The sequence below is a fragment of the Pseudanabaena sp. SR411 genome, from assembly GCF_002251945.1.
Lineage (GTDB): Bacteria > Cyanobacteriota > Cyanobacteriia > Pseudanabaenales > Pseudanabaenaceae > Pseudanabaena.
This window is the reverse complement of sequence record NZ_NDHW01000114.1, coordinates 1-17,327: the sequence shown is the minus strand read 5'-3', so window position 1 is coordinate 17,327 and position 17,327 is coordinate 1. Positions and strand designations below refer to the sequence as shown.

At 43.7% G+C, this 17,327-nt stretch carries 24 protein-coding genes and 1 pseudogene; 9 read left to right on the top strand and 16 right to left on the bottom strand.

Features of this window, described 5'->3' with window-relative positions:
- The 4 genes and pseudogenes from B9G53_RS11745 to B9G53_RS11730 all read right to left on the bottom strand — a co-directional run.
- A partial coding sequence (locus B9G53_RS11745) for a reverse transcriptase N-terminal domain-containing protein (RefSeq protein WP_176453188.1) occupies positions 1–513 on the bottom strand: 513 nt, incomplete at its 3' end.
- Positions 514–1,130: 617 nt separating this feature from the next.
- Positions 1,131–1,361 (bottom strand): hypothetical protein, encoded by a 231-nt coding sequence (locus B9G53_RS11740; protein WP_176453187.1) that lies wholly within the window; start codon positions 1,359–1,361, stop codon positions 1,131–1,133.
- A gap of 123 nt (positions 1,362–1,484) precedes the next feature.
- A pseudogene (locus tag B9G53_RS11735) lies at positions 1,485–2,207 on the bottom strand (helix-hairpin-helix domain-containing protein); the annotation flags it as partial.
- A 112-nt stretch (positions 2,208–2,319) separates the two neighbouring features.
- Positions 2,320–3,291: an NAD(P)-dependent alcohol dehydrogenase gene (locus tag B9G53_RS11730; protein ID WP_094532388.1), complete on the bottom strand. Its 972-nt coding sequence runs from the start codon at positions 3,289–3,291 to the stop codon at positions 2,320–2,322.
- A 160-nt stretch (positions 3,292–3,451) separates the two neighbouring features.
- On the opposite strand from B9G53_RS11730, the gene B9G53_RS11725 reads away from it, so the two are divergent.
- The 4 genes from B9G53_RS11725 (at position 3,452) to B9G53_RS11710 (ending at position 5,531) form a co-directional block, all read left to right on the top strand.
- Positions 3,452–4,108 (top strand): TetR/AcrR family transcriptional regulator, encoded by a 657-nt coding sequence (locus B9G53_RS11725; RefSeq protein ID WP_094532386.1) that lies wholly within the window; start codon positions 3,452–3,454, stop codon positions 4,106–4,108.
- A gap of 71 nt (positions 4,109–4,179) precedes the next feature.
- Positions 4,180–4,527 (top strand): XisI protein, encoded by a 348-nt coding sequence (locus tag B9G53_RS11720; RefSeq protein WP_094532384.1) that lies wholly within the window; start codon positions 4,180–4,182, stop codon positions 4,525–4,527.
- Positions 4,528–4,728: 201 nt separating this feature from the next.
- Positions 4,729–5,082: a hypothetical protein gene (locus tag B9G53_RS11715; protein ID WP_094532382.1), complete on the top strand. Its 354-nt coding sequence runs from the start codon at positions 4,729–4,731 to the stop codon at positions 5,080–5,082.
- Positions 5,079–5,531 (top strand): type II toxin-antitoxin system VapC family toxin, encoded by a 453-nt coding sequence (locus tag B9G53_RS11710; RefSeq protein ID WP_094532380.1) that lies wholly within the window; start codon positions 5,079–5,081, stop codon positions 5,529–5,531. The genes B9G53_RS11715 and B9G53_RS11710 overlap by 4 nt, the downstream gene beginning before the upstream one ends.
- Before the next feature lie 6 nt (positions 5,532–5,537).
- On the opposite strand, the gene B9G53_RS11705 is transcribed toward B9G53_RS11710, so the two are convergent.
- Positions 5,538–6,164 (bottom strand): DUF1349 domain-containing protein, encoded by a 627-nt coding sequence (locus B9G53_RS11705; RefSeq protein ID WP_094532378.1) that lies wholly within the window; start codon positions 6,162–6,164, stop codon positions 5,538–5,540.
- 102 nt (positions 6,165–6,266) lie between these two features.
- Between B9G53_RS11705 and B9G53_RS11700 the strand changes: the two genes are divergently transcribed.
- Positions 6,267–6,947: a response regulator transcription factor gene (locus tag B9G53_RS11700; RefSeq protein WP_094532376.1), complete on the top strand. Its 681-nt coding sequence runs from the start codon at positions 6,267–6,269 to the stop codon at positions 6,945–6,947.
- Here B9G53_RS11700 and B9G53_RS11695 read toward each other — a convergent pair.
- The 3 genes from B9G53_RS11695 to B9G53_RS11685 form a co-directional block, all read right to left on the bottom strand.
- Positions 6,944–7,726: a CPBP family intramembrane glutamic endopeptidase gene (locus B9G53_RS11695; protein ID WP_094532374.1), complete on the bottom strand. Its 783-nt coding sequence runs from the start codon at positions 7,724–7,726 to the stop codon at positions 6,944–6,946. The two genes, B9G53_RS11700 and B9G53_RS11695, sit on opposite strands and share 4 nt — an antisense overlap.
- A 5-nt stretch (positions 7,727–7,731) precedes the next feature.
- Entirely contained in the window at positions 7,732–9,120 is a 1,389-nt protein-coding gene (locus B9G53_RS11690; RefSeq protein ID WP_176453186.1) for a sensor histidine kinase KdpD, read from the bottom strand.
- A 67-nt stretch (positions 9,121–9,187) separates the two neighbouring features.
- Positions 9,188–9,406: a hypothetical protein gene (locus B9G53_RS11685; protein ID WP_094532370.1), complete on the bottom strand. Its 219-nt coding sequence runs from the start codon at positions 9,404–9,406 to the stop codon at positions 9,188–9,190.
- 202 nt (positions 9,407–9,608) lie between these two features.
- Here B9G53_RS11685 and B9G53_RS11680 point away from each other — a divergent pair, with 202 nt between their 5' ends.
- Both B9G53_RS11680 and B9G53_RS11675 read left to right on the top strand, forming a co-directional pair.
- Positions 9,609–9,935 (top strand): hypothetical protein, encoded by a 327-nt coding sequence (locus B9G53_RS11680; RefSeq protein WP_094532368.1) that lies wholly within the window; start codon positions 9,609–9,611, stop codon positions 9,933–9,935.
- A 55-nt stretch (positions 9,936–9,990) separates the two neighbouring features.
- Complete coding sequence (locus B9G53_RS11675) at positions 9,991–10,395, top strand: hypothetical protein (protein WP_094532366.1); 405 nt, start codon at positions 9,991–9,993, stop codon at positions 10,393–10,395.
- A 137-nt stretch (positions 10,396–10,532) separates the two neighbouring features.
- Here B9G53_RS11675 and B9G53_RS11670 read toward each other — a convergent pair whose 3' ends face one another.
- The 5 genes from B9G53_RS11670 to B9G53_RS11650 all read right to left on the bottom strand — a co-directional run bounded on the left by B9G53_RS11670 (position 10,533) and on the right by B9G53_RS11650 (position 14,198).
- A complete protein-coding gene (locus B9G53_RS11670; RefSeq protein ID WP_094532364.1) occupies positions 10,533–11,720 on the bottom strand; it encodes a sugar MFS transporter in 1,188 nt (395 codons plus the stop codon).
- Positions 11,717–12,187 carry a DMT family transporter gene (locus B9G53_RS11665; protein WP_094532362.1) on the bottom strand — a complete coding sequence of 157 codons (471 nt, stop codon included), beginning with the start codon at positions 12,185–12,187 and terminating at the stop codon, positions 11,717–11,719. The genes B9G53_RS11670 and B9G53_RS11665 overlap by 4 nt, the downstream gene beginning before the upstream one ends.
- 67 nt (positions 12,188–12,254) lie before the next feature.
- Complete coding sequence (locus B9G53_RS11660) at positions 12,255–12,746, bottom strand: DMT family transporter (RefSeq protein WP_094532360.1); 492 nt, start codon at positions 12,744–12,746, stop codon at positions 12,255–12,257.
- Between the two features lie 83 nt (positions 12,747–12,829).
- On the bottom strand, positions 12,830–13,246 hold the full coding sequence (locus tag B9G53_RS11655) for a VOC family protein (protein ID WP_094532358.1): 417 nt from the start codon (positions 13,244–13,246) through the stop codon (positions 12,830–12,832).
- Between the two features lie 49 nt (positions 13,247–13,295).
- On the bottom strand, positions 13,296–14,198 hold the full coding sequence (locus B9G53_RS11650; RefSeq protein ID WP_094532356.1) for an NAD-dependent epimerase/dehydratase family protein: 903 nt from the start codon (positions 14,196–14,198) through the stop codon (positions 13,296–13,298).
- Between the two features lie 104 nt (positions 14,199–14,302).
- On the opposite strand from B9G53_RS11650, the gene B9G53_RS11645 reads away from it, so the two are divergent.
- The gene (locus B9G53_RS11645; RefSeq protein WP_094532354.1) at positions 14,303–14,806 is read left to right on the top strand and encodes a MarR family winged helix-turn-helix transcriptional regulator; all 504 of its coding nucleotides are present in this window, start codon (positions 14,303–14,305) and stop codon (positions 14,804–14,806) included.
- A 102-nt stretch (positions 14,807–14,908) separates the two neighbouring features.
- On the opposite strand, the gene B9G53_RS11640 is transcribed toward B9G53_RS11645, so the two are convergent.
- Positions 14,909–15,856 (bottom strand): Rieske 2Fe-2S domain-containing protein, encoded by a 948-nt coding sequence (locus B9G53_RS11640; RefSeq protein ID WP_094532352.1) that lies wholly within the window; start codon positions 15,854–15,856, stop codon positions 14,909–14,911.
- A gap of 100 nt (positions 15,857–15,956) precedes the next feature.
- Here B9G53_RS11640 and B9G53_RS11635 point away from each other — a divergent pair, with 100 nt between their 5' ends.
- The gene (locus B9G53_RS11635) at positions 15,957–16,745 is read left to right on the top strand and encodes a TetR/AcrR family transcriptional regulator (RefSeq protein WP_094532350.1); all 789 of its coding nucleotides are present in this window, start codon (positions 15,957–15,959) and stop codon (positions 16,743–16,745) included.
- A 27-nt stretch (positions 16,746–16,772) separates the two neighbouring features.
- Here the strand turns inward: B9G53_RS11635 and B9G53_RS11630 are convergent, their stop codons facing one another.
- Positions 16,773–17,174 (bottom strand): CPBP family intramembrane glutamic endopeptidase, encoded by a 402-nt coding sequence (locus B9G53_RS11630; protein WP_094532348.1) that lies wholly within the window; start codon positions 17,172–17,174, stop codon positions 16,773–16,775.
- A partial coding sequence (locus tag B9G53_RS28020) for a hypothetical protein (protein ID WP_217901562.1) occupies positions 17,144–17,327 on the bottom strand: 184 nt, incomplete at its 5' end. The genes B9G53_RS11630 and B9G53_RS28020, both read right to left, overlap by 31 nt.

The following is a 17,327-nucleotide window of genomic DNA, read 5'->3' as shown; positions in this document are numbered from 1 at the left end:
GAGATTGTTGAACAAGAATTTCTGAGCATCATGTGCTGCGCGACCTGTTCTAAATCCGTAGCTATGTGCGTGGAAGGTTTCTTCGTGTGCTGGTTCAAGCGCGTATTTAGCTAGGCATTGCCAAGCTCTATCGGCGATTGTAGGCACTTTTAGCATACGCATTGTCCCGTCTTTTTTAGGGATGGGGATTTCGCGTAAACCTGAGTGTTTCCAGTTGATATAGTGTTTAGCTAAGGTTTTCTCCAGAATGAAGCGTTCTTCAAATGTGAGTGACTTTTTGCCATCAATACCAGCCGTTTTCTTGCCAGCATTCAGTTGAGTTACTTGCCGAATCGCTAGTAATCTAGCTGATTTGGATTTGAGAACTAGTTTTTGTAAAGACCTTGCTTTCCGCATATCTTTAACTTGAATCGCTTTATACACGCGCTTTTGTAGTTTAAAAAGGTTGACTCGGAATTTCTTCCAAGGCAATTCTTTCCAGAGTTCACTAATATTTCTATCGTGGCTAACCATAATCTGCTCTAGTTTGTGTAATCTGAATACCTTGAGGCAATTACGCCCCATCCTACCCGTGTCTAAGGGGTTAATCCTCTCGTCTGGTCTACCATAAACTCGACAGTTTATAGACCTTAGACTCGTTTTTATTCGTTCCGTCCAGAAGATTGATATGTCCCTGTAGATGTAGCCAATTCAACCGCCAGAACCCCATACTCGTACCGCTATTGTTTGGAAGATGCGGCGGGATACTAATCTCTGGCGAAGTCAGACTTTATTGGTTGCGCCTGCTTGCGCATAGGTTGCTTTTTGAGGCTCTGTTTCATCATGGGGACTCCCTATTAGCGCCAGTGTCCTCAGCATTTAGAGGTCTGATTGCGCCCTGTTCCCAGCTTCAGCCTCCAAGTAACGAGCTTGGTCACTGTGGGCAGATAAGGAGTCAGTCTTGAGTTTAGACGATAGGGCTTGCACCTATATCATCTGGACAGTTAAGCTAGACTTAGGAGTCTTGGCTCTAGTGGTTATTTACGGACTGGTTACCGTGATTCACACTAAACGAATCACACCCAGACTTGCGCCGAGATCGCATGAATTGGTGTATCAGTTCCCGCCTGTCGATAAACTACTAACACCGCCTAAAAAATCGAGGCGAATTCATCAATATTCACAACTAAACTTTCATCAGAATCACCACGTTTACGAGCGCGAACCAGATTACGGCGATCTCGATGAAGGGCATAGGAGCGACGACTATAGCAAACCGCAGGATTCCAACAGCTATCGCCATCATTGCCATGAAGTTCTTGAGCCTGAGCTGCCGAAAGCATCGCACATTTTTTACACTTTTCGGGAATACCTTTAGTCATGTTTCGGCCAAAAAGAATTTAATGTAAATCTCTTAATGTCACTTTGTATCGTTTTGCTGGCATAGCTTTTTCCTTACTATTTTCTATGCTTTTATTTTACCCATCAATTTACCTTTGACTGTCTACTAGTTCCTTGCGTGGTAAATAGCAATGACCATCTTCAGCAGCTTCCCCTAAACAATGGAAGATTCCCGCAATGCTGCGAAACTCTGAACTAACTTCAATGCCAATATTCCGAGCAATCTGATCGGCAGTAAAGAAACCAATACCATAGATATCTGTCGCCAGTTGATAAGGATTTTCAGAAACGATCTTAATGGAATCGTTACCATAATGCTTGAAAATCTTGACTGCATAGGTGGTGGATACTCCATGTCCTTGCAGAAATACCATGACCTCCTTAATTGCTTTTTGCATCTCCCAAGCAGTTTTGATCATCTTCACCCGTTTCTTGGCAATGCCAGGAACTTCTATCAGACGGTCAATCTCATTCTCAATGATGTCAAGGGTATCTAAACCAAAATGAGCGATGATGCGTTTGGCGGTGACTGGTCCCACGCCTTTAATCAAACCACTGCCCAGATATTTCTCAATTCCTGTAATCGTGGCGGGTTTAGTTTCACGGTATTGAGTGACTTGGAATTGGTCGCCAAATTTAGGATGCGATCGCCTTGTGCCTTCTAGGGCAAGAGTCTGTCCTGCTTGGATATTGGCAAAGTTACCGACTACGGTGATTAGGTCTTGAGCCTTCGGTACTTTTAGCCGCGCTACAGTATAGTTTGTCTCTTCGGAGTGAAAGGTGAGGCGTTCGATAATGCCTTGTAGGTAGTCGGTGTTGTCAGGCATAAGCCATAAGGACGGATAAGTGTAGCGATCGCTTTACCATTATTGGCTAAAACGTGGAAGTACAATAATTGATTGGTGAGGGAGATGTCCTCCTTGTGGAGTAAGCTAAGAATCATATAGTGATCACAATTTTACCCATTACCTGACGCTGTTCAAGTGCAGAAATCGCAGTGGGAACTTCGCTCAAGTTCCATCTTTGGGAAATGAAGGGAGAAATTTTGCCATATTCAAGGAGATTACTCAAAATGGTGAGATCCTGCTGATTGGGTTTTGAAGATAGACATTTCACATTTCGTTGGCTGATTTTTGAAATCAAAGATCCAAAGAACATTATTTGAAAGAGTCGCATAATAGAACCACCGACTAGAACGTAACTTCCATGATTACTCAATATAGGTAAATAATGGAAGACAGAGCGATAAGCGGCAGTATCCAAAATTAGGTCGTAATGCTCTCTATTTTTAGTAACATCTGTTTGTGTGTAATCGATGACGTGATCTGCACCGAGAGATTGTACCATCGCCATTTTTTTAGTACTACATAGAGCAGTCACCTCAGCACCAAATGCTTTAGCAATCTGCACTGCAAATGAACCTACGCCACCCGATGCGCCATTAATCAACACCTTCTGTCCTGATTGGATCTGTCCCAAGTCACGCAGCCCTTGTAAAGCGGCAAGAGCAGCAGCAGGAACGGTTGCTGCTTGCTCAAATGAGGTGTTGGTAGGTTTTAAGACTAAGGCGGATTCATCAGCGCAGACGTACTCGGCAAATGCTCCGAAACCACATCCAGAGATGTCACCAAAGACCTCATCATTAATCTGAAACTGGGTGACATCTTTACCTACAGCCTCAACTCGTCCTGCCACGTCCATACCAAGGGTCTTGATTTTGGGCTTAAGTATGCCGCCATACATTAGTCTGCTTAGGAAAGGTGTACCGCGCATTAGATGCCAGTCACCGGAATTGACGGAGGCAGCATGAACTTTTACCAGCACACCTTTGTCCGTAACTACAGGCTTATCAACTTCTTGCAGACTCAACATATCTGTTGAGCCATAATTGCTCTGAGAGATTGCTTTCATACTATTATTTATTTTATAATGACTTACAGTGTAAGTTATACTTACACTGTAAGTTTGTCAAGATCGCAAGCAGATTGGATTGCTATATGTGAATCTTGAGATTAGCTGCGTCCATACTCAGTAGCAACAAAAAAAAGCTCAAATAGTTCAAATAGTGTAGATGACTAAACCGACCAACTCAGATCCCTTGTCCCATATCCCATTGAGTCGGGAACGGATTTTACGTGCTGCCATAGACTTGGCTGACAAGGATGGTATTGAGTCACTCTCAATGCGGAAACTTGCACAGGAAATGGGTGTTAAAGCGATGTCACTGTATAACCATGTCACTAACAAAGATGACATGCTAGATAGCATTGTTGATATTGTAGTTAGCGAGATTGAGTTACCTAAGATTGGCGGTGATTGGAGAGACGCGATGCGGCGGCGGGCGATATCGGCTTATAAAATTCTGTTGCGTCACCCTTGGGCGGCGATGGCCTTGATGTCACGGATGAATGTTGGTTCTTCCATGTTGAAATATATCGATATGACTCTGGGCTGTCTGTATGAAGCAGGATTTTCCTTCGAGATGGCGGATCATGCTACGAATGTGATTGATAGTTATATTTATGGGTTCACTCTTCAAGAACTAAACTTTCCCATTAATGAGTCAGATTATTCTGAAATGGCGGTGCAGGGTCTTCCAATTATTCCTGCTGATAAATACCCCTATCTCAACAAACTTACACATCAAGTTATAGAGGGAAGCTATGACGGTATTCATAACTTTGGGTTTGGACTAGAGTTAATTCTTAATGGATTGGAACCTATTTAAGAACAGCTTATATTAGAAGAATCTAATTTTCGTCTTATTGTTTTTGCCCCAGCTCATGAGGACATAATGCAATGGCAACTACAGATAATGCCCTAGACTCATGGCGCAAGACCCTAGAAACTTTGCTCCAATATTATGCCTATCTTCCCTATCGCTATGGAGATATGAGTGCTTACGCTGTCGTTAGCCGCGATCGCAACCACTTCATGCTGATGCGCGAAGGATGGGAAAACAGTCGGCGAGTACATGAATGTGTTGTTCATGCCGAAATTCGTAATGACAAAATCTGGATTCACTATGATGGTATTGAAGATGACATTACTGATGAACTGGTTGCAGCAGGAGTTCCCAAGGATCATATTGTCCTAGCTTTCCATCCGCCTCAAGTGAGAGCGCATACTGGATATGCTTTGGCATAAAATCTGAAATGATTATAGCTATAGCCACCTGTATCAGGACTAATCAAAACCCAAATAGTGTGAGGCGGCGCGAAGCGCCGCCTCACACTATTTGGGTTTTATGTCCTAACAAGAATGGCTACAGCTATACTTCGTAAACCAGCGATCTATATAGGGTAATATATAGCTAGTAAACGCTTGAGATCTATTGGGAGGTGTAACATGAACCAAAAAAGAATTACAGATCTGACCATAGAAGATCTCAAAACAGTGATTACTGAAGTAGTGGTTACGCAGCTACAGCAATGGTTTGGCAAACCAAACTCATCTATTACCACAGTCAAACCAGAGCCAACCATCCCCACCAATCAGCCCTATATTAATGCTGAAGGCGTTTATATATTGCCAACAAGGACACCCGAAGAAATTGCAGCAAGGGCAAAAGCATTGAGCGATCTTTTTAGTGAATGGGATAGCCGAGATGATGCTGATGAACAGCGAGAGACATGGGAATATTTGCAACAGGCTCTAGGCGAAGAATTGATAACTGAGCGTCCACTCTCACTCACCGCATGATTGTTTTACTCGACTCAGCCCCACTCGGCATCCTATCAAACCCTAACTCCACCCCCGCAACCCTAGAATGCCGCTATTGGTCAGAGAGATTAGTTGCCAAGGGTTATAGATTAATTGTTCCTGAAATTACCGACTACGAAGTTAGGCGTGAATTACTAAGAGCCAATAAATTAGCGGGCATCAGGCGTTTAGATCAGCTAAAAAATCGCTTGGAGTATTTACCCCTCACCACAGCAACGATGCTGAAAGCTGCGGAATTTTGGGCAGAAGCAAGACAGACAGGTAAACCAACAGCTAGTCCAGAAGCACTAGATGGCGATGTCATCCTTGCTGCCCAAGCATCGTTAATTGCTGAATCACAGGGCGATCGCATGGTCGTAGTAGCGACAACAAACGTAGGACATTTGGAAAGATTTGTAAACGCCAAATACTGGCAAGCGATCGCCTAAAGCAGCCTAACTATGGGCGATCCATAGGGAATCAGTAAGGCTCAAATACTCAAATGTAGCCATAAAAGAATAATTAAGCGGACTACAGGCATAGATACCAAAATGTACAGATTGAGCAAATATTTCTTGGGGAGTGAGTTTACCATTAGCTTCTGTATCGCCGAGGACAAAAAGATGAAAAATTCGCATTTGCTTGAAGTCTTCTCCATTGAATGAATGTTCAATCAAGAAATCAGCACCTCGGCGGCTCAGACGATACCAAATAGAGTTAATTGTAGAAATATCAGTAGTTGCCCAATCTGAATATCCTTGATTAGTGACGACACTGCCTAAGCGCGACATATCAATATTTTCGTACTCAACGGAAGCCTTAAACCAATTGTCACGATCAATGTAAATCATGACACCAGCCTGATCAAATCTAGATTGGTAATTAAAGGAAACTTTAGTGGTAAATGAGAAGTTGCGATCGCTAGTTAGTAAAAGTGCTGGCGCGTTATCATGCTGAAACCCATAATAGGTGCGTTGCCAGAGGTCAGTATTTGGTTCAGTGGTGATTGTGATTGACTCATGACCTATGGTGAAGCGCTGAGGCTGATTAATCCATTGGGCGTTAGCAAAATTAATATTCATCTCAATTCAATCTCATGGTATTTAGTAGATATAGTGATACGAAGCCTAAAATATCTAGAGTGAAATGTGCTACATCCTAGCCATATATTACAAGCTAGCAATATGAGTGAACTATCAACATTAGAACCGATAAAAATAAAACTGCTAGTTGTCGAAGATGATCCGATGGTGCGGGTCGGGTTAAAGCATTTGTTGGGAGCTAGTTCTCAGTTTGAAATAGTTGGTATTGCTGAGGATGGCTATAGTGGCATCGAATCTGCAACGAGTCTACTTCCCGATGTGGTGTTGATGGATGTGGGAATGCCTCACTTAGACGGGATTGCCGCAACTCAGCAGATTAAGCAAGTGCTGCCCCAGATGAAGGTGATCATGCTGACATCGCATACAGAACGGACGGAAGTATTTGCAGCGTTGTCTAGTGGTGCGGATGGATACTGTGTCAAGGGTACAAGTGTAGAGCAGTTAACGAAGGCGATCGCCGTCGTCCATGAGGGCGCGACATATTTGGATGCTCAGATTGCTCAGTTGGTGGTAGATCAGGTCAAGATTGCCACGCCTACATCAAAAAACACACCACAAATTCCACAGGGAACGCTCTCAGATAGAGAAATGGAAGTATTACGTTTGATCGTCGAAGGTTACAGTAATCCAGAAATTGCCAAGGCTTTATATTTGAGTGAACATACGGTAAAAACCTATGTACGCGGAATTATGAATAAGCTATTGGTCAACGATCGCGTGCAAGCTGCTGTCCTAGCATTGCGATCGGGGTTAGTTGGCTAACTGCCACCAATGCCATGCAAAACTAGCCCAGCTAGAAAATGGGAGAGAATCGCGTATTCTAATCCCCAACGCCAGTAGAGATAGCCAAAGGCAACACCTAGCAGGGAATTGAGTAAAATCGTGCGAATAATTACAATTGATGTTAATGTCCAGATGCTTGCGGCAACGGGTAAATGGGCGATCGCAAATATCAAAGCCGCCACCGCGATCGCAATCCAGAAAGCTAATTTTGTCGGATGATTTTTGGTTCTCATGCCACCTTTCCAAAGTAGCCAAGTAATCAGCGTCATTACAAATAAGCGTAGGAGAATCTCTTCCGTAACTCCGCCATAGAAAGCCGCTAGCAATCTCTTCCAGAGATCAATATTTAAGGAAGTAGATGTAGTAGGCTGTGGCATGAGGGGCTGAAATAATAACGCGAGAATTACTAAAATTGCGCCGCCGAGAATGCCACTAACTAGAGATAGTCTTAGCCCTATTTTTGATATTTTGGGTAATTTCGCGCCATAGACAAAAGCACGGGCAAAGGGTGTATCTAGTCCAAGTGATCGCCCTAAACGCAAGCCAATCCAGCTTAAAAAGAACATCAAAACTGCTGACTGTATCGCACCAGCAATCGCTAAAATTGGTAGGGGAACAGGTGGTGTTGTGGATGTGGGCATGAGTGACAAAATGTAGGGGAAACCTGCGAGGGTTCCGAATCCGCCTAAAACTGCCCAAAATAAGGCGAGTCGAATATTTTTATGAGTGGATTGATGATTAGTGGAATGTATATTCATGGTAGTTATTTGTGATTTTTGACAATGGGAACTGTGAACCAAAATGTCGAACCTTTTTCAGGACTACTGATGACCCCAATTTCGCCGCCGTGGGCGGAGATAATCTGACGACACATATATAGCCCTAAGCCGAGACTAAGCGATCGCCTTTGGTCACGACCGCGACTGTATAAATCAAAGAGGCAATCACATTGGGCATGGGGAATGCCGATGCCGTTATCACTGACAGTGCAACGCATCCAAGTTATTATTTCTGAATTTTTGGATTTACTTAACAACTTTTTAGGTTGCCGTTTACTTTCAAAAGTTTCCGCAGCTAAGGTGATTTGTAGCCCTGTGCGATTGTATTTGAGCGCGTTAGAAATCAAGTTCTCATAGACACGCCGAAATTGTAAAGGATCGATATGGATGATCGGTAAATCATGGGGAATTATATTCTTCACAATAGTACGTTCTTGCTGAAAGAAAGGTTGAAAATCTTTGAGAATATCTTCCACTAATTCGTGCAATACAATAGGTTGCGGATGAATGATGATTCCCTGCAACTCGGTAGCATGGGTTTCTAAAAGTGTATTGATCAAGGCAACTTGACGTTCTCCACTAGCAATCATTTGTTCTAATAACTCCTGTGGAATTGTTGCCATTGATTCAGAAGGTTTCAGAAAACTCTTGAGAGTCATCACCGCACCTAAAACGGGATTGCGTAAATCGTGGGATACCGCATGGATAAAAGCGCGTAACTGTTGCCTAAGTTCCATTTCACGCTTACGCGATCGCTCGAATAGAAAAGCCCCAGAGTCAGCGATCGCACAAAGAACAATCGTATAAACTCCCGTCATCAAATAATTAGCCAATAGGTCAAAATTGGGATCGCGTAAACCACAGAGAAAGGCAATCAAAACATATACTAAAGGCGTAATCTGACAGAGCAAATGCAGTCGCCAATGTACTGGCACAATAAAGGCTTGCAGCGAATAATAGATTAACCATAGCGAAGAATCGAGGCTGATTTTACCTTGCCATAATGAATTGATCTGCGTTGGTAAAATTACTAAGGCATTGAGAATTAAAAAACACCTAACAGGATTTTGATACCCCCAACGCGATCGGCAAATGACTAAGCCAAGGGAAAAACAAATAAGTTGAATCACCACACTTTCTAAATAAGATTGCGATCTCGCTGCGTTAAACATCAACTTTGGATCACCCGTTGCATCGAGACTAGGGATCACAACTGTAAAGTTTAAAATTGTCACCAGAATTAAAACCGCCCAAATCGTCCAAGCAATCAATTGAATGCGTTCCGCAAAAAACTGTTTTCGCCAAGCTAAAAATTCTGAAGAAGTATTATTCTCTGGAGAAACTAGGCGTTTGACAATACGACTTAGCCTCATGGTTGTACCCTGTTTACTTGATTTTGAAAAATTCATCGGTGGTGCGATCTTTGATTCTTGCTTCTATTTATTCTCTGAGACTCCAGATTAGTTTTTGAGCAATCCATGCGTGATCGAGAATTGCTAAGGCAGTATCTACAGAGTATTCACCAGTAGAAGTAATGTGTAAAGCTCTACGCACAAAGGTATTTAGGCATATTTCAAGGTCAGTGTTTTGATTGTGGCAGCTATTGTTGGCGGTTGTCTGACTAAAAACTAAAGGGGTAGGAGTTGCGATGCTCTGCATAATTTTGTCTCCAACTTAAAATTGCTATCCCACAGCATCACCTCATTTAAGCCTCCGGCAATACCCGCGATCGCGGGATGTTGTTCATCGATTGATTCATCCAATTGGGTGAGCCAATCGACCGAGACAAAACAGGGGATTCAGAGACTAAAGCGATCGCTCTAGTATGCAGTCATTCGCAAGTAATTACTAAATAACCGCCATGAATACACCCATCTCTCAACCACTGAAATCAAACCCTAATACCAATCAATCATCACGTTTCAATATCGTGGAATACCTCAGAAGATTAGGCGATCGTATTGTCGAATATTTCAACTCTCAATCAGAAATCAAAGTTTGGCAGCGTCAAGACCGCTTTGGTAATGACTACTGGGAAGTCTATGACCCCAATACCCATCGTTCCGCATCCTTTGGCTCTGAAGCAGAAGTCAGAATCTGGATTGAAGAACTTTTCTATCAGCAACAATACAACTCTGTCTATCAAACTTCTAATTACGACTATCACCGATCTAATTTTTTTCGTTAATTTCTGTTCATTAACTATTTACAAGCATTTTAAAGATATTTCAGGAGGTTTAACAATGCTCACTTCATTTTTACTCAACGCTCTCCCAAAGACAAGTTTGCTAGGTATGGCGATCGCTTCTTCACTATTTAGCTTTACTAACCATGCAGAAGCAAGGCGTTGCGAAACCATTGCCCAAGGAGCAGGGGGCAATGTTCAGATCCGTGCTAATCCAAATCACAACTTTTTTAACTTCGTTGTTGACTATCCCAACGGTACAAACTTAGATGTGATTAGACGGGATGGGAATTGGCTGGAGATCTATGCACCTACGCGCAGGTTTGGCTCTAAATATGCCACAGGATGGGTAGAACAAAGTCAAACTCGCAGGCTCTGTAAAAGTTTTGATAGATATGGTGATCACTATGGTGATAGATATTCTCGCTATCCCCGTCGTTCTCAACCTATTTACCACTATTGATTATTTAAGAGAAGGAGTCTTTATGCAACTAAATTTATCGCTCAATAGAACGAGCTTGATTGGTATAGTGAAATTTTGAGACAAGTTGAGCGATATTGCTTCTATGAAATCTAATTTCATGACAATTTTTAGATGAACTAAGTTTTGAGAATATTCTTGTGGAGTGAATTAGCAGAATGTAAAACTATCATCGCGATCGCTAAGGGCAACATTAACAAAGGAATAATGCCCAAGCCAGCCCAACTCGCAATCCAGCCCACACCAGAGGGAATGACTGCTGCACCGATACTTGCGGCACTGGTGGCAAAGCTGACGGCGGCGGGAACTAAACTAGCAGGTAACTGTTTGGGAATGAGCCAGATGATGGCAGGAAAGATCGGCGCAAGGGCAAAACCAATCATCGGTAAACTAATCCATTGCTCAGGTAATTGCCACCAAGCTAACAGCCCGATCATCAGCAGGACGAGGGACATACTAATCGTTTTTACGGCTCCTAGCGATCGCAAAAAATAGCCAAGTATAAACCGACCGACGGTTAAGCCTAACCAATAAGCGCTAATGCTATACCCTGCAACTAATGTAGAAGTTTGGCGATCGCTGATTTGAACAATGTAAGCCCAATTACTAATTGAAGCTTCTAAACCGACATAGATGAGCAGCATTAATCCTGTGAGAAGTACTAAGGGAGTTTGCAACGATCTCCGCAGATTTTGCCAAGCGGGAGCAGGAGATGCGGCTTTACTTCTCTTCATGGATGGATAGTGATAAATAATTGCCACAAACACACTCACCATCAATAAACTAACGATCGCTGCTAATACTCCATAGACCTGTCGCCAATTCATGCCGATCGCTAATAAAGTCGTAGTGATCGCCGCACCTGAGAGCGCACCAATACCATAGAAGCCATGGAGCAAGCCGATTAAATGGGTGCTGCGATCATCCTGTGCGATCGCGGTATTAATACCCGCATCAATCAGTCCAATTCCTAAACCAAAAAGAGTTCCTGCTGCCACCATCAGCCACCAAGTGGGCGATAGAGCATAGATGCCTAGCGCCATTGTCAGCATACTGGCAGCAGAGAAAAGCATTTTCCACAATCCCAGACGGCTATTAACTACACTACTGGTCAAGGCGGCAAGAATATATCCACTAATCTGACTAACAAATAGAAGTGTGATTGTGGCGGGGGTAAGATTGTATTCCCGTAAAATGGAAGGAAGTAATACTCCTAAACCAGCTTCGGCAATGCCAATGGCAATGAAAGCGTAAAAGGAAATTGCTAGGCAAATCCAAAGGGGTGGTGAGATTTTAGGAGAAATCATAGGGTATGTCTGCGATCATCTCGATCAAATTGGGTGAGGGCAACAGCAATTAATAACAAGGCGATCGCCACAATTCTCGCAGGACTAATGGGATGCGGTGTCACTCCAAACCAGCCCCATTGATCGATCAACAGAGAACCAGTCATCTGGCTACATACCACAGCTAGAGCCGTTGTCGTTAGTCCTAATTTGGGAATGATGATCGTGTTTAAGGTCACATAGATAGCACCGAGTAAGCCGCTTAAAAATGCCCACCAAGGAACTTGAGGCAGTCGATCCAGATTTTGAGAACCAAAGATTCCCAATAAAATTAGGAGAGTCAAAGTCAGCGAACCCACTACAAAATTAATTGCTGCTGCTCCAATCGAAGATTGCAAAGTCTTGCGTAATCGCGTATTTGCGGCTGCACCGATCGCTAAAAAGCTACCGCCCGAACCCGCACCAATCAAAGCAATGAGCATATCCATAATATTTACCTAAATCATTTTTTTTGAAGATAGAAATAACAGCACTTCGCACTGTTATTTCTATCTATTAAGATTGCGCGAGAAAGAAGATAGCGACGATTAATAAACCGATCGCAAAGCGACGGTTGCGCGTGAGTCGATGTGTGGGCAAGTCTAACCAACCATAATGATCGACGATAATACCTGCGAGGGACTGTCCGCCGACCACCAATCCCAAGGTCAGAGTAGTACCTAAAACCGAAGTGAAGTAAGTACTAGAACAGATATACCAAGTCCCTAGCACACCACCGATCAGACTCCATTTCGGTGCTTTGGCGATCGCTGACCAATCAGGATGACCAAATTTTTGCGTCGCGATTAGTGCTATCAAAACCAATGTGCCGACAATATAGGAAATATCCGCCGCCAAGGGAACAGAATTTAGCGATCGGGCTAGTTGGGCATTAAAACTAGCTTGAATCGGTAACAGCGCACCGCTCAGTAAAGCCAGAAATAAATATAGACAAATTTGGCATCGCCAAGCAATCGTGCTTAGACGACTGAATCGATTAGAAATCATAGTGAGTGATCTTGAGTTACAAAGTGGTTAACTGGGTGAACTTTTACTCACCCACTGATATGGAATTAAAGTTGGCAGAAAAGCTAGTTTGTCCTATCTATGGTTAGCCCAATCTCTTGCCCGTAGGACAGTTCCAGCGTATGACCATCGGGATCTCGCAAAAATGCCCAGTAGCCAACGGGATAGCCAGAATCCTTAGGTTCCTCAACTAATAACCCTGCCTGACGAGCTTTGTCACATAGCATGTCCACAGCTTTTCGACTCTTACATCCGACACCAAGATGGGCAAGGGGCGACAGAACTGGCTGCACGGAATGGGTTTGAAGCAGAACAATTGCAAACGGTCGGGTATGATCGGTCAACCATACAACTTCAGCCTCTGTGGTTGCATCAATACGATGATGCACGACTTGCATTCCACCATAGGTTGAGTAGAATTTAATACTGCGCTCTATATTCGATACAGGTAGAGCAATATGAGTTAGTCCAATATCAAGCATGGTTAGTTACTCTAGAAAGTGGTCAATGACAGTTTGATGCCAGCCTCAATTAAGCAGGGATTGCCATTTGCCGATAAGAACCTTTGGTTAGCTCTGTCAATGCTGAGGGAGCGATGGGAGTCCAATTCAGCAAACGCTTGGCGCGATCGCCTGATACCTGCTGATTTAGAACCATTGCATCTGCTAGATCACCCCAGATTTGGTGGGCAGTCTCTAAGGTTATGTGCTGAAGTTTTACACCCACACCAGCAACCTCAGCCGCAGCCAAAGCCAATTTCTGAAAGGGCACAGATTCACCACTCGCTCCAATCAGCAGCGTTCCTGCGGGAGCCTGTTCTACCGCTTTGACATAAAGCGTCGCTAAGTCATCTACATGCACTAACGACCAGAAATTATTCCCCATGCCAATCACTGGCACTGCTCGCTGGTCGTATCCAGCCTTGGTCAGCATCGCTAGCAATCCGCCGCCATGCCCATACACCAGCGCTGGACGAATTACTACCGATCTCACTCCGTTAGCAGCCGCCGCTAACACCAAATCTTCGATCGCTGGTCGCCAAGCCACAATCTGAGGTGGATTTACCGACAGAGTCTCATCCGCTAATAATTCTCCCGTATTGCCCATCACCCAAATGCCGCTAGTGTACACAAAGGGTTTTTGGCTCCTAGCAAGCGCAGCTAACAGGGCTTTAACCGCCAACTGATCGACCATTGCCATGTCGAAATCATTGGTAGCTGCCGTGTGGATCACAGCATCAGCCTGTTGTGCCGCTTTATACAGACTGTTGACATCATTCAAATCACCACGATGAGGATGAACTCCAAGCAATTCTAACTTTTTCGCCGATGCTGCACTTCTTGCAATACCGACTACCTGATGACCGTGCGACTGCAATGCCCTAGTCACAGCACTGCCGATATATCCTGTTGCACTGGTAATTAATACGTTCATGATTATTTCCTTGGGGTAATACCCGATCAAAACTATCTTGATATCAAGATAAATGATGTCAAGATAATTGTCAACTATCTCGATATCAAGATATAATTACGCCTATGGAAAACGACAAAATTGACTACATTTGCCAACAATGGCAACAGGAATCGCCGCAATTAGACACTTCTCCACTGGGCATAGTTGGGCGAGTGCTAAGGATAGCTCGTCTGCTCGAAAAACATCGCGAAATGGTTCTGGCGGAATATGGATTGAGTGTTTGGTCGTTTGATGTGGTCACAACACTACGGCGGCAGGGAAAGCCCTATCAACTCAAGCCCACCGACTTGTATAGTTTGCTCATGCTCTCATCAGGAGCAACTACTAACCGCATTGATCGCTTAGAACAGGATGGCATTGTCATCCGTCTCCGAGATCCTAGCGATCGCCGCAGTGTGATTGTGCAACTGACCTCTAAAGGAGTTCAACTAGCTGATTTAGTAATTCCGAAATTATTGAAAAGTGAACAGGATTTATTAAGTCAGTTTGCTAATCCTGATGAAAGGGAATCTTTCATAGCGATGCTACGACAATTGCTAGTATCCCTCGACAACAAACTGGAATAGATTCAGTTAAGTAGCTAGGCACAATTAAATATAAAACCCAAAACATCCTTACCGCCCGCGTAGCGGGCGGTAAGGATGTTGATTCTACTTGTGGCAAATTTCTTACCATTCCTGATAGAGTTTCTTCGCGTGAAGCATAATTTCTTCGTTGGGTAAGCGAATCTTCGCTGTCTGGCGTGGATAGGAAGTAGCGATCGCATTTGAATCCTGTTCTACGATTGTCGCCACGGCACTCAAGATTGATTGATGCAAGAGCGGCTGATATATCTTTCTCTTGAATCTCACATAGACCAGCACAAAGGTTTTGGTCTGAGTCGCAGTTTCAGGATAAAGAACGTGTACTTGCAAAAGCTCACCCCAAGGGAACTCAGTTCTAAAGGTAGTTAGAGATGGAAAAGCATACTCCAAAATCCCTGTGTAGGTTTTGGGAGCAAGCAGAATTGCGGGATTGCGGCGAATATCAGCAAAGGTGACATCGGCGCGATCGAGTTCTTGGACAACCTTAGCCCAATAGCCATTCTGCTCAAACAAGGGAATGCGATTTGCCTTAATACCAAATAACTCGCGATGTGTACCATTCTGATGGTTGTAATCGTAGTTAATTAACAGATTATGCAAAAATTCTCCTTGGATACTTGATTCTCCCGCAGCACCCAAAAAAGTCATGCGATCGCTCAACTTGTCGATTAAGTCAGGCACAGGAATTTTGGCTTCCATATTTCCGTAAGTCCAAATGCAGTCGCCTCTGACCTCTAGCTTTAAAGGAGTTGCGAGCGGCTGAGCCGATTCTTTCCCAGCTTGATATAGCCGTCCCTGACCGTCAAATGCCAAGGCATGAAATGGACAGACAAGGCGCTGTTCGCAAATCCAACCATTCGACAATGGAGCCTGCATATGAGGACAGATGTTATTGATGGCAAATACTTCTCCCTGCTGATTTTGCCAGAGAACATAATCCTGACCATTCAGAGAAACTTTATAGGGTTTGTCAATTCCCAGCATTGAGCGATGGGCAATCAACCAAGGTGCGCCAAGCAAGATCGGTGACATAGGTTAAAATGTGATTAATTATTCATGTTTGATATTTAAAATACGACAGATTATTCATGTTTGTCAAGCATCTGTTTCGAGGAGATTTTTTTAGCAACTTATGACCGAATCACCGCAACTCAAAACACAACTTCGCCGCAAACCTCAACAAAAACGCAGTCAGCAAAGGGTTGAACAAATCTTAAAAGCCGCCGCAGAGGTGTTTGATGATGTTGGCTACGAAGCCGCCACAACGCATATGATTGCCGCAAGATCGGGGACAGCGATCGGTTCTCTGTACCAGTTTTTTCCCGATAAGCTCGCCATATTTCATTCCTTAGAGGCGCGTCACATGGAGCGCGTCATGGCGATGAATGGGGCGCTTTTGCAGTCTGCTGATCCGCAACGTCCCTTTGCAGAATTTATGGATCGGATGGTCGAGGCTCATGTTAATTATTTTCAAGATCCAATGCCCCGTGTTGTTTATCTTCAGTATTTTGTAGCGCCCCAGATATTTGTACTCTTTAATGAAACCTTTAACCAACAGTTAATTCAGCAGTATGGCGCTCTTTTGCAACGGTGGAATCCAGAACTGGCGGCGGAAAAAAGTGAGCGACTTGCAGAGACTGTTCACCATTGTTACAACGCTCTGCTACTGCAAGCCTTAAGGGGCGACGAGAGCAAGCGACAAGCTCGTTATGAGGAACTCAAAGCGTTAGTGGTTGCTTACCTCACGCCTCATCTCGAGTCAATAGGAGCAAAAGTAATGAAAGTAATGAAATGTCCGCACTGTCATTCACCCCATTTATCTAAAAATGGTCATCGCCACAACAAGCAACGCTATCTCTGCAAGGATTGTGGGAAACAGTTCTTAGAACGTGATCGCGAATGTAAAGACTCAATTTCTTAGAATAATGAAACACTAATCCTGCTATCCTCAACTGCTACCGATGCTATGCAAAACTAGCCCAGCCAGAAAATGAGAGAAAATCGCATATTCTAATCCCCAGCGCCAGTAGAGATAGCCAAAGGCAATGCCTAACGTGGAATTAAGTAAAATCGTGCGGATAATCACAATCGGTGTTAATGTCCAGATGCTTGCGGCAACGGGTAAATGCGCGATCGCAAATATCAAAGCCGCCACCGCGATCGCGATCCAGAAAGCTAATTTTGTCGGATGATTTTTCATTCTCATGCCACTTTTCCAAAGTAACCAAGTAATCAGAGTCATTAAAAATAAGCGCAAAAGAGTCTCTTCTGTAATTCCGCCATAGAAAGCTGCCAGCAACCGTTTCCAGAGATCGATATTTAGGGAAGTGGATGCAGCAGTTTGTGGCATGAGGGGATGGAACTGGAGTCTAGACTAAGTTGATTAAGAAAATCAGAAAAAGAGCAGGAAGAAGCAACCCAGAGAATGGAGAACTGAGCAAATCCAAGAGAATGAAAAGGAGAATATTTAGGATTAGGTATTAGGGTTGTCTTTGTTGACCTT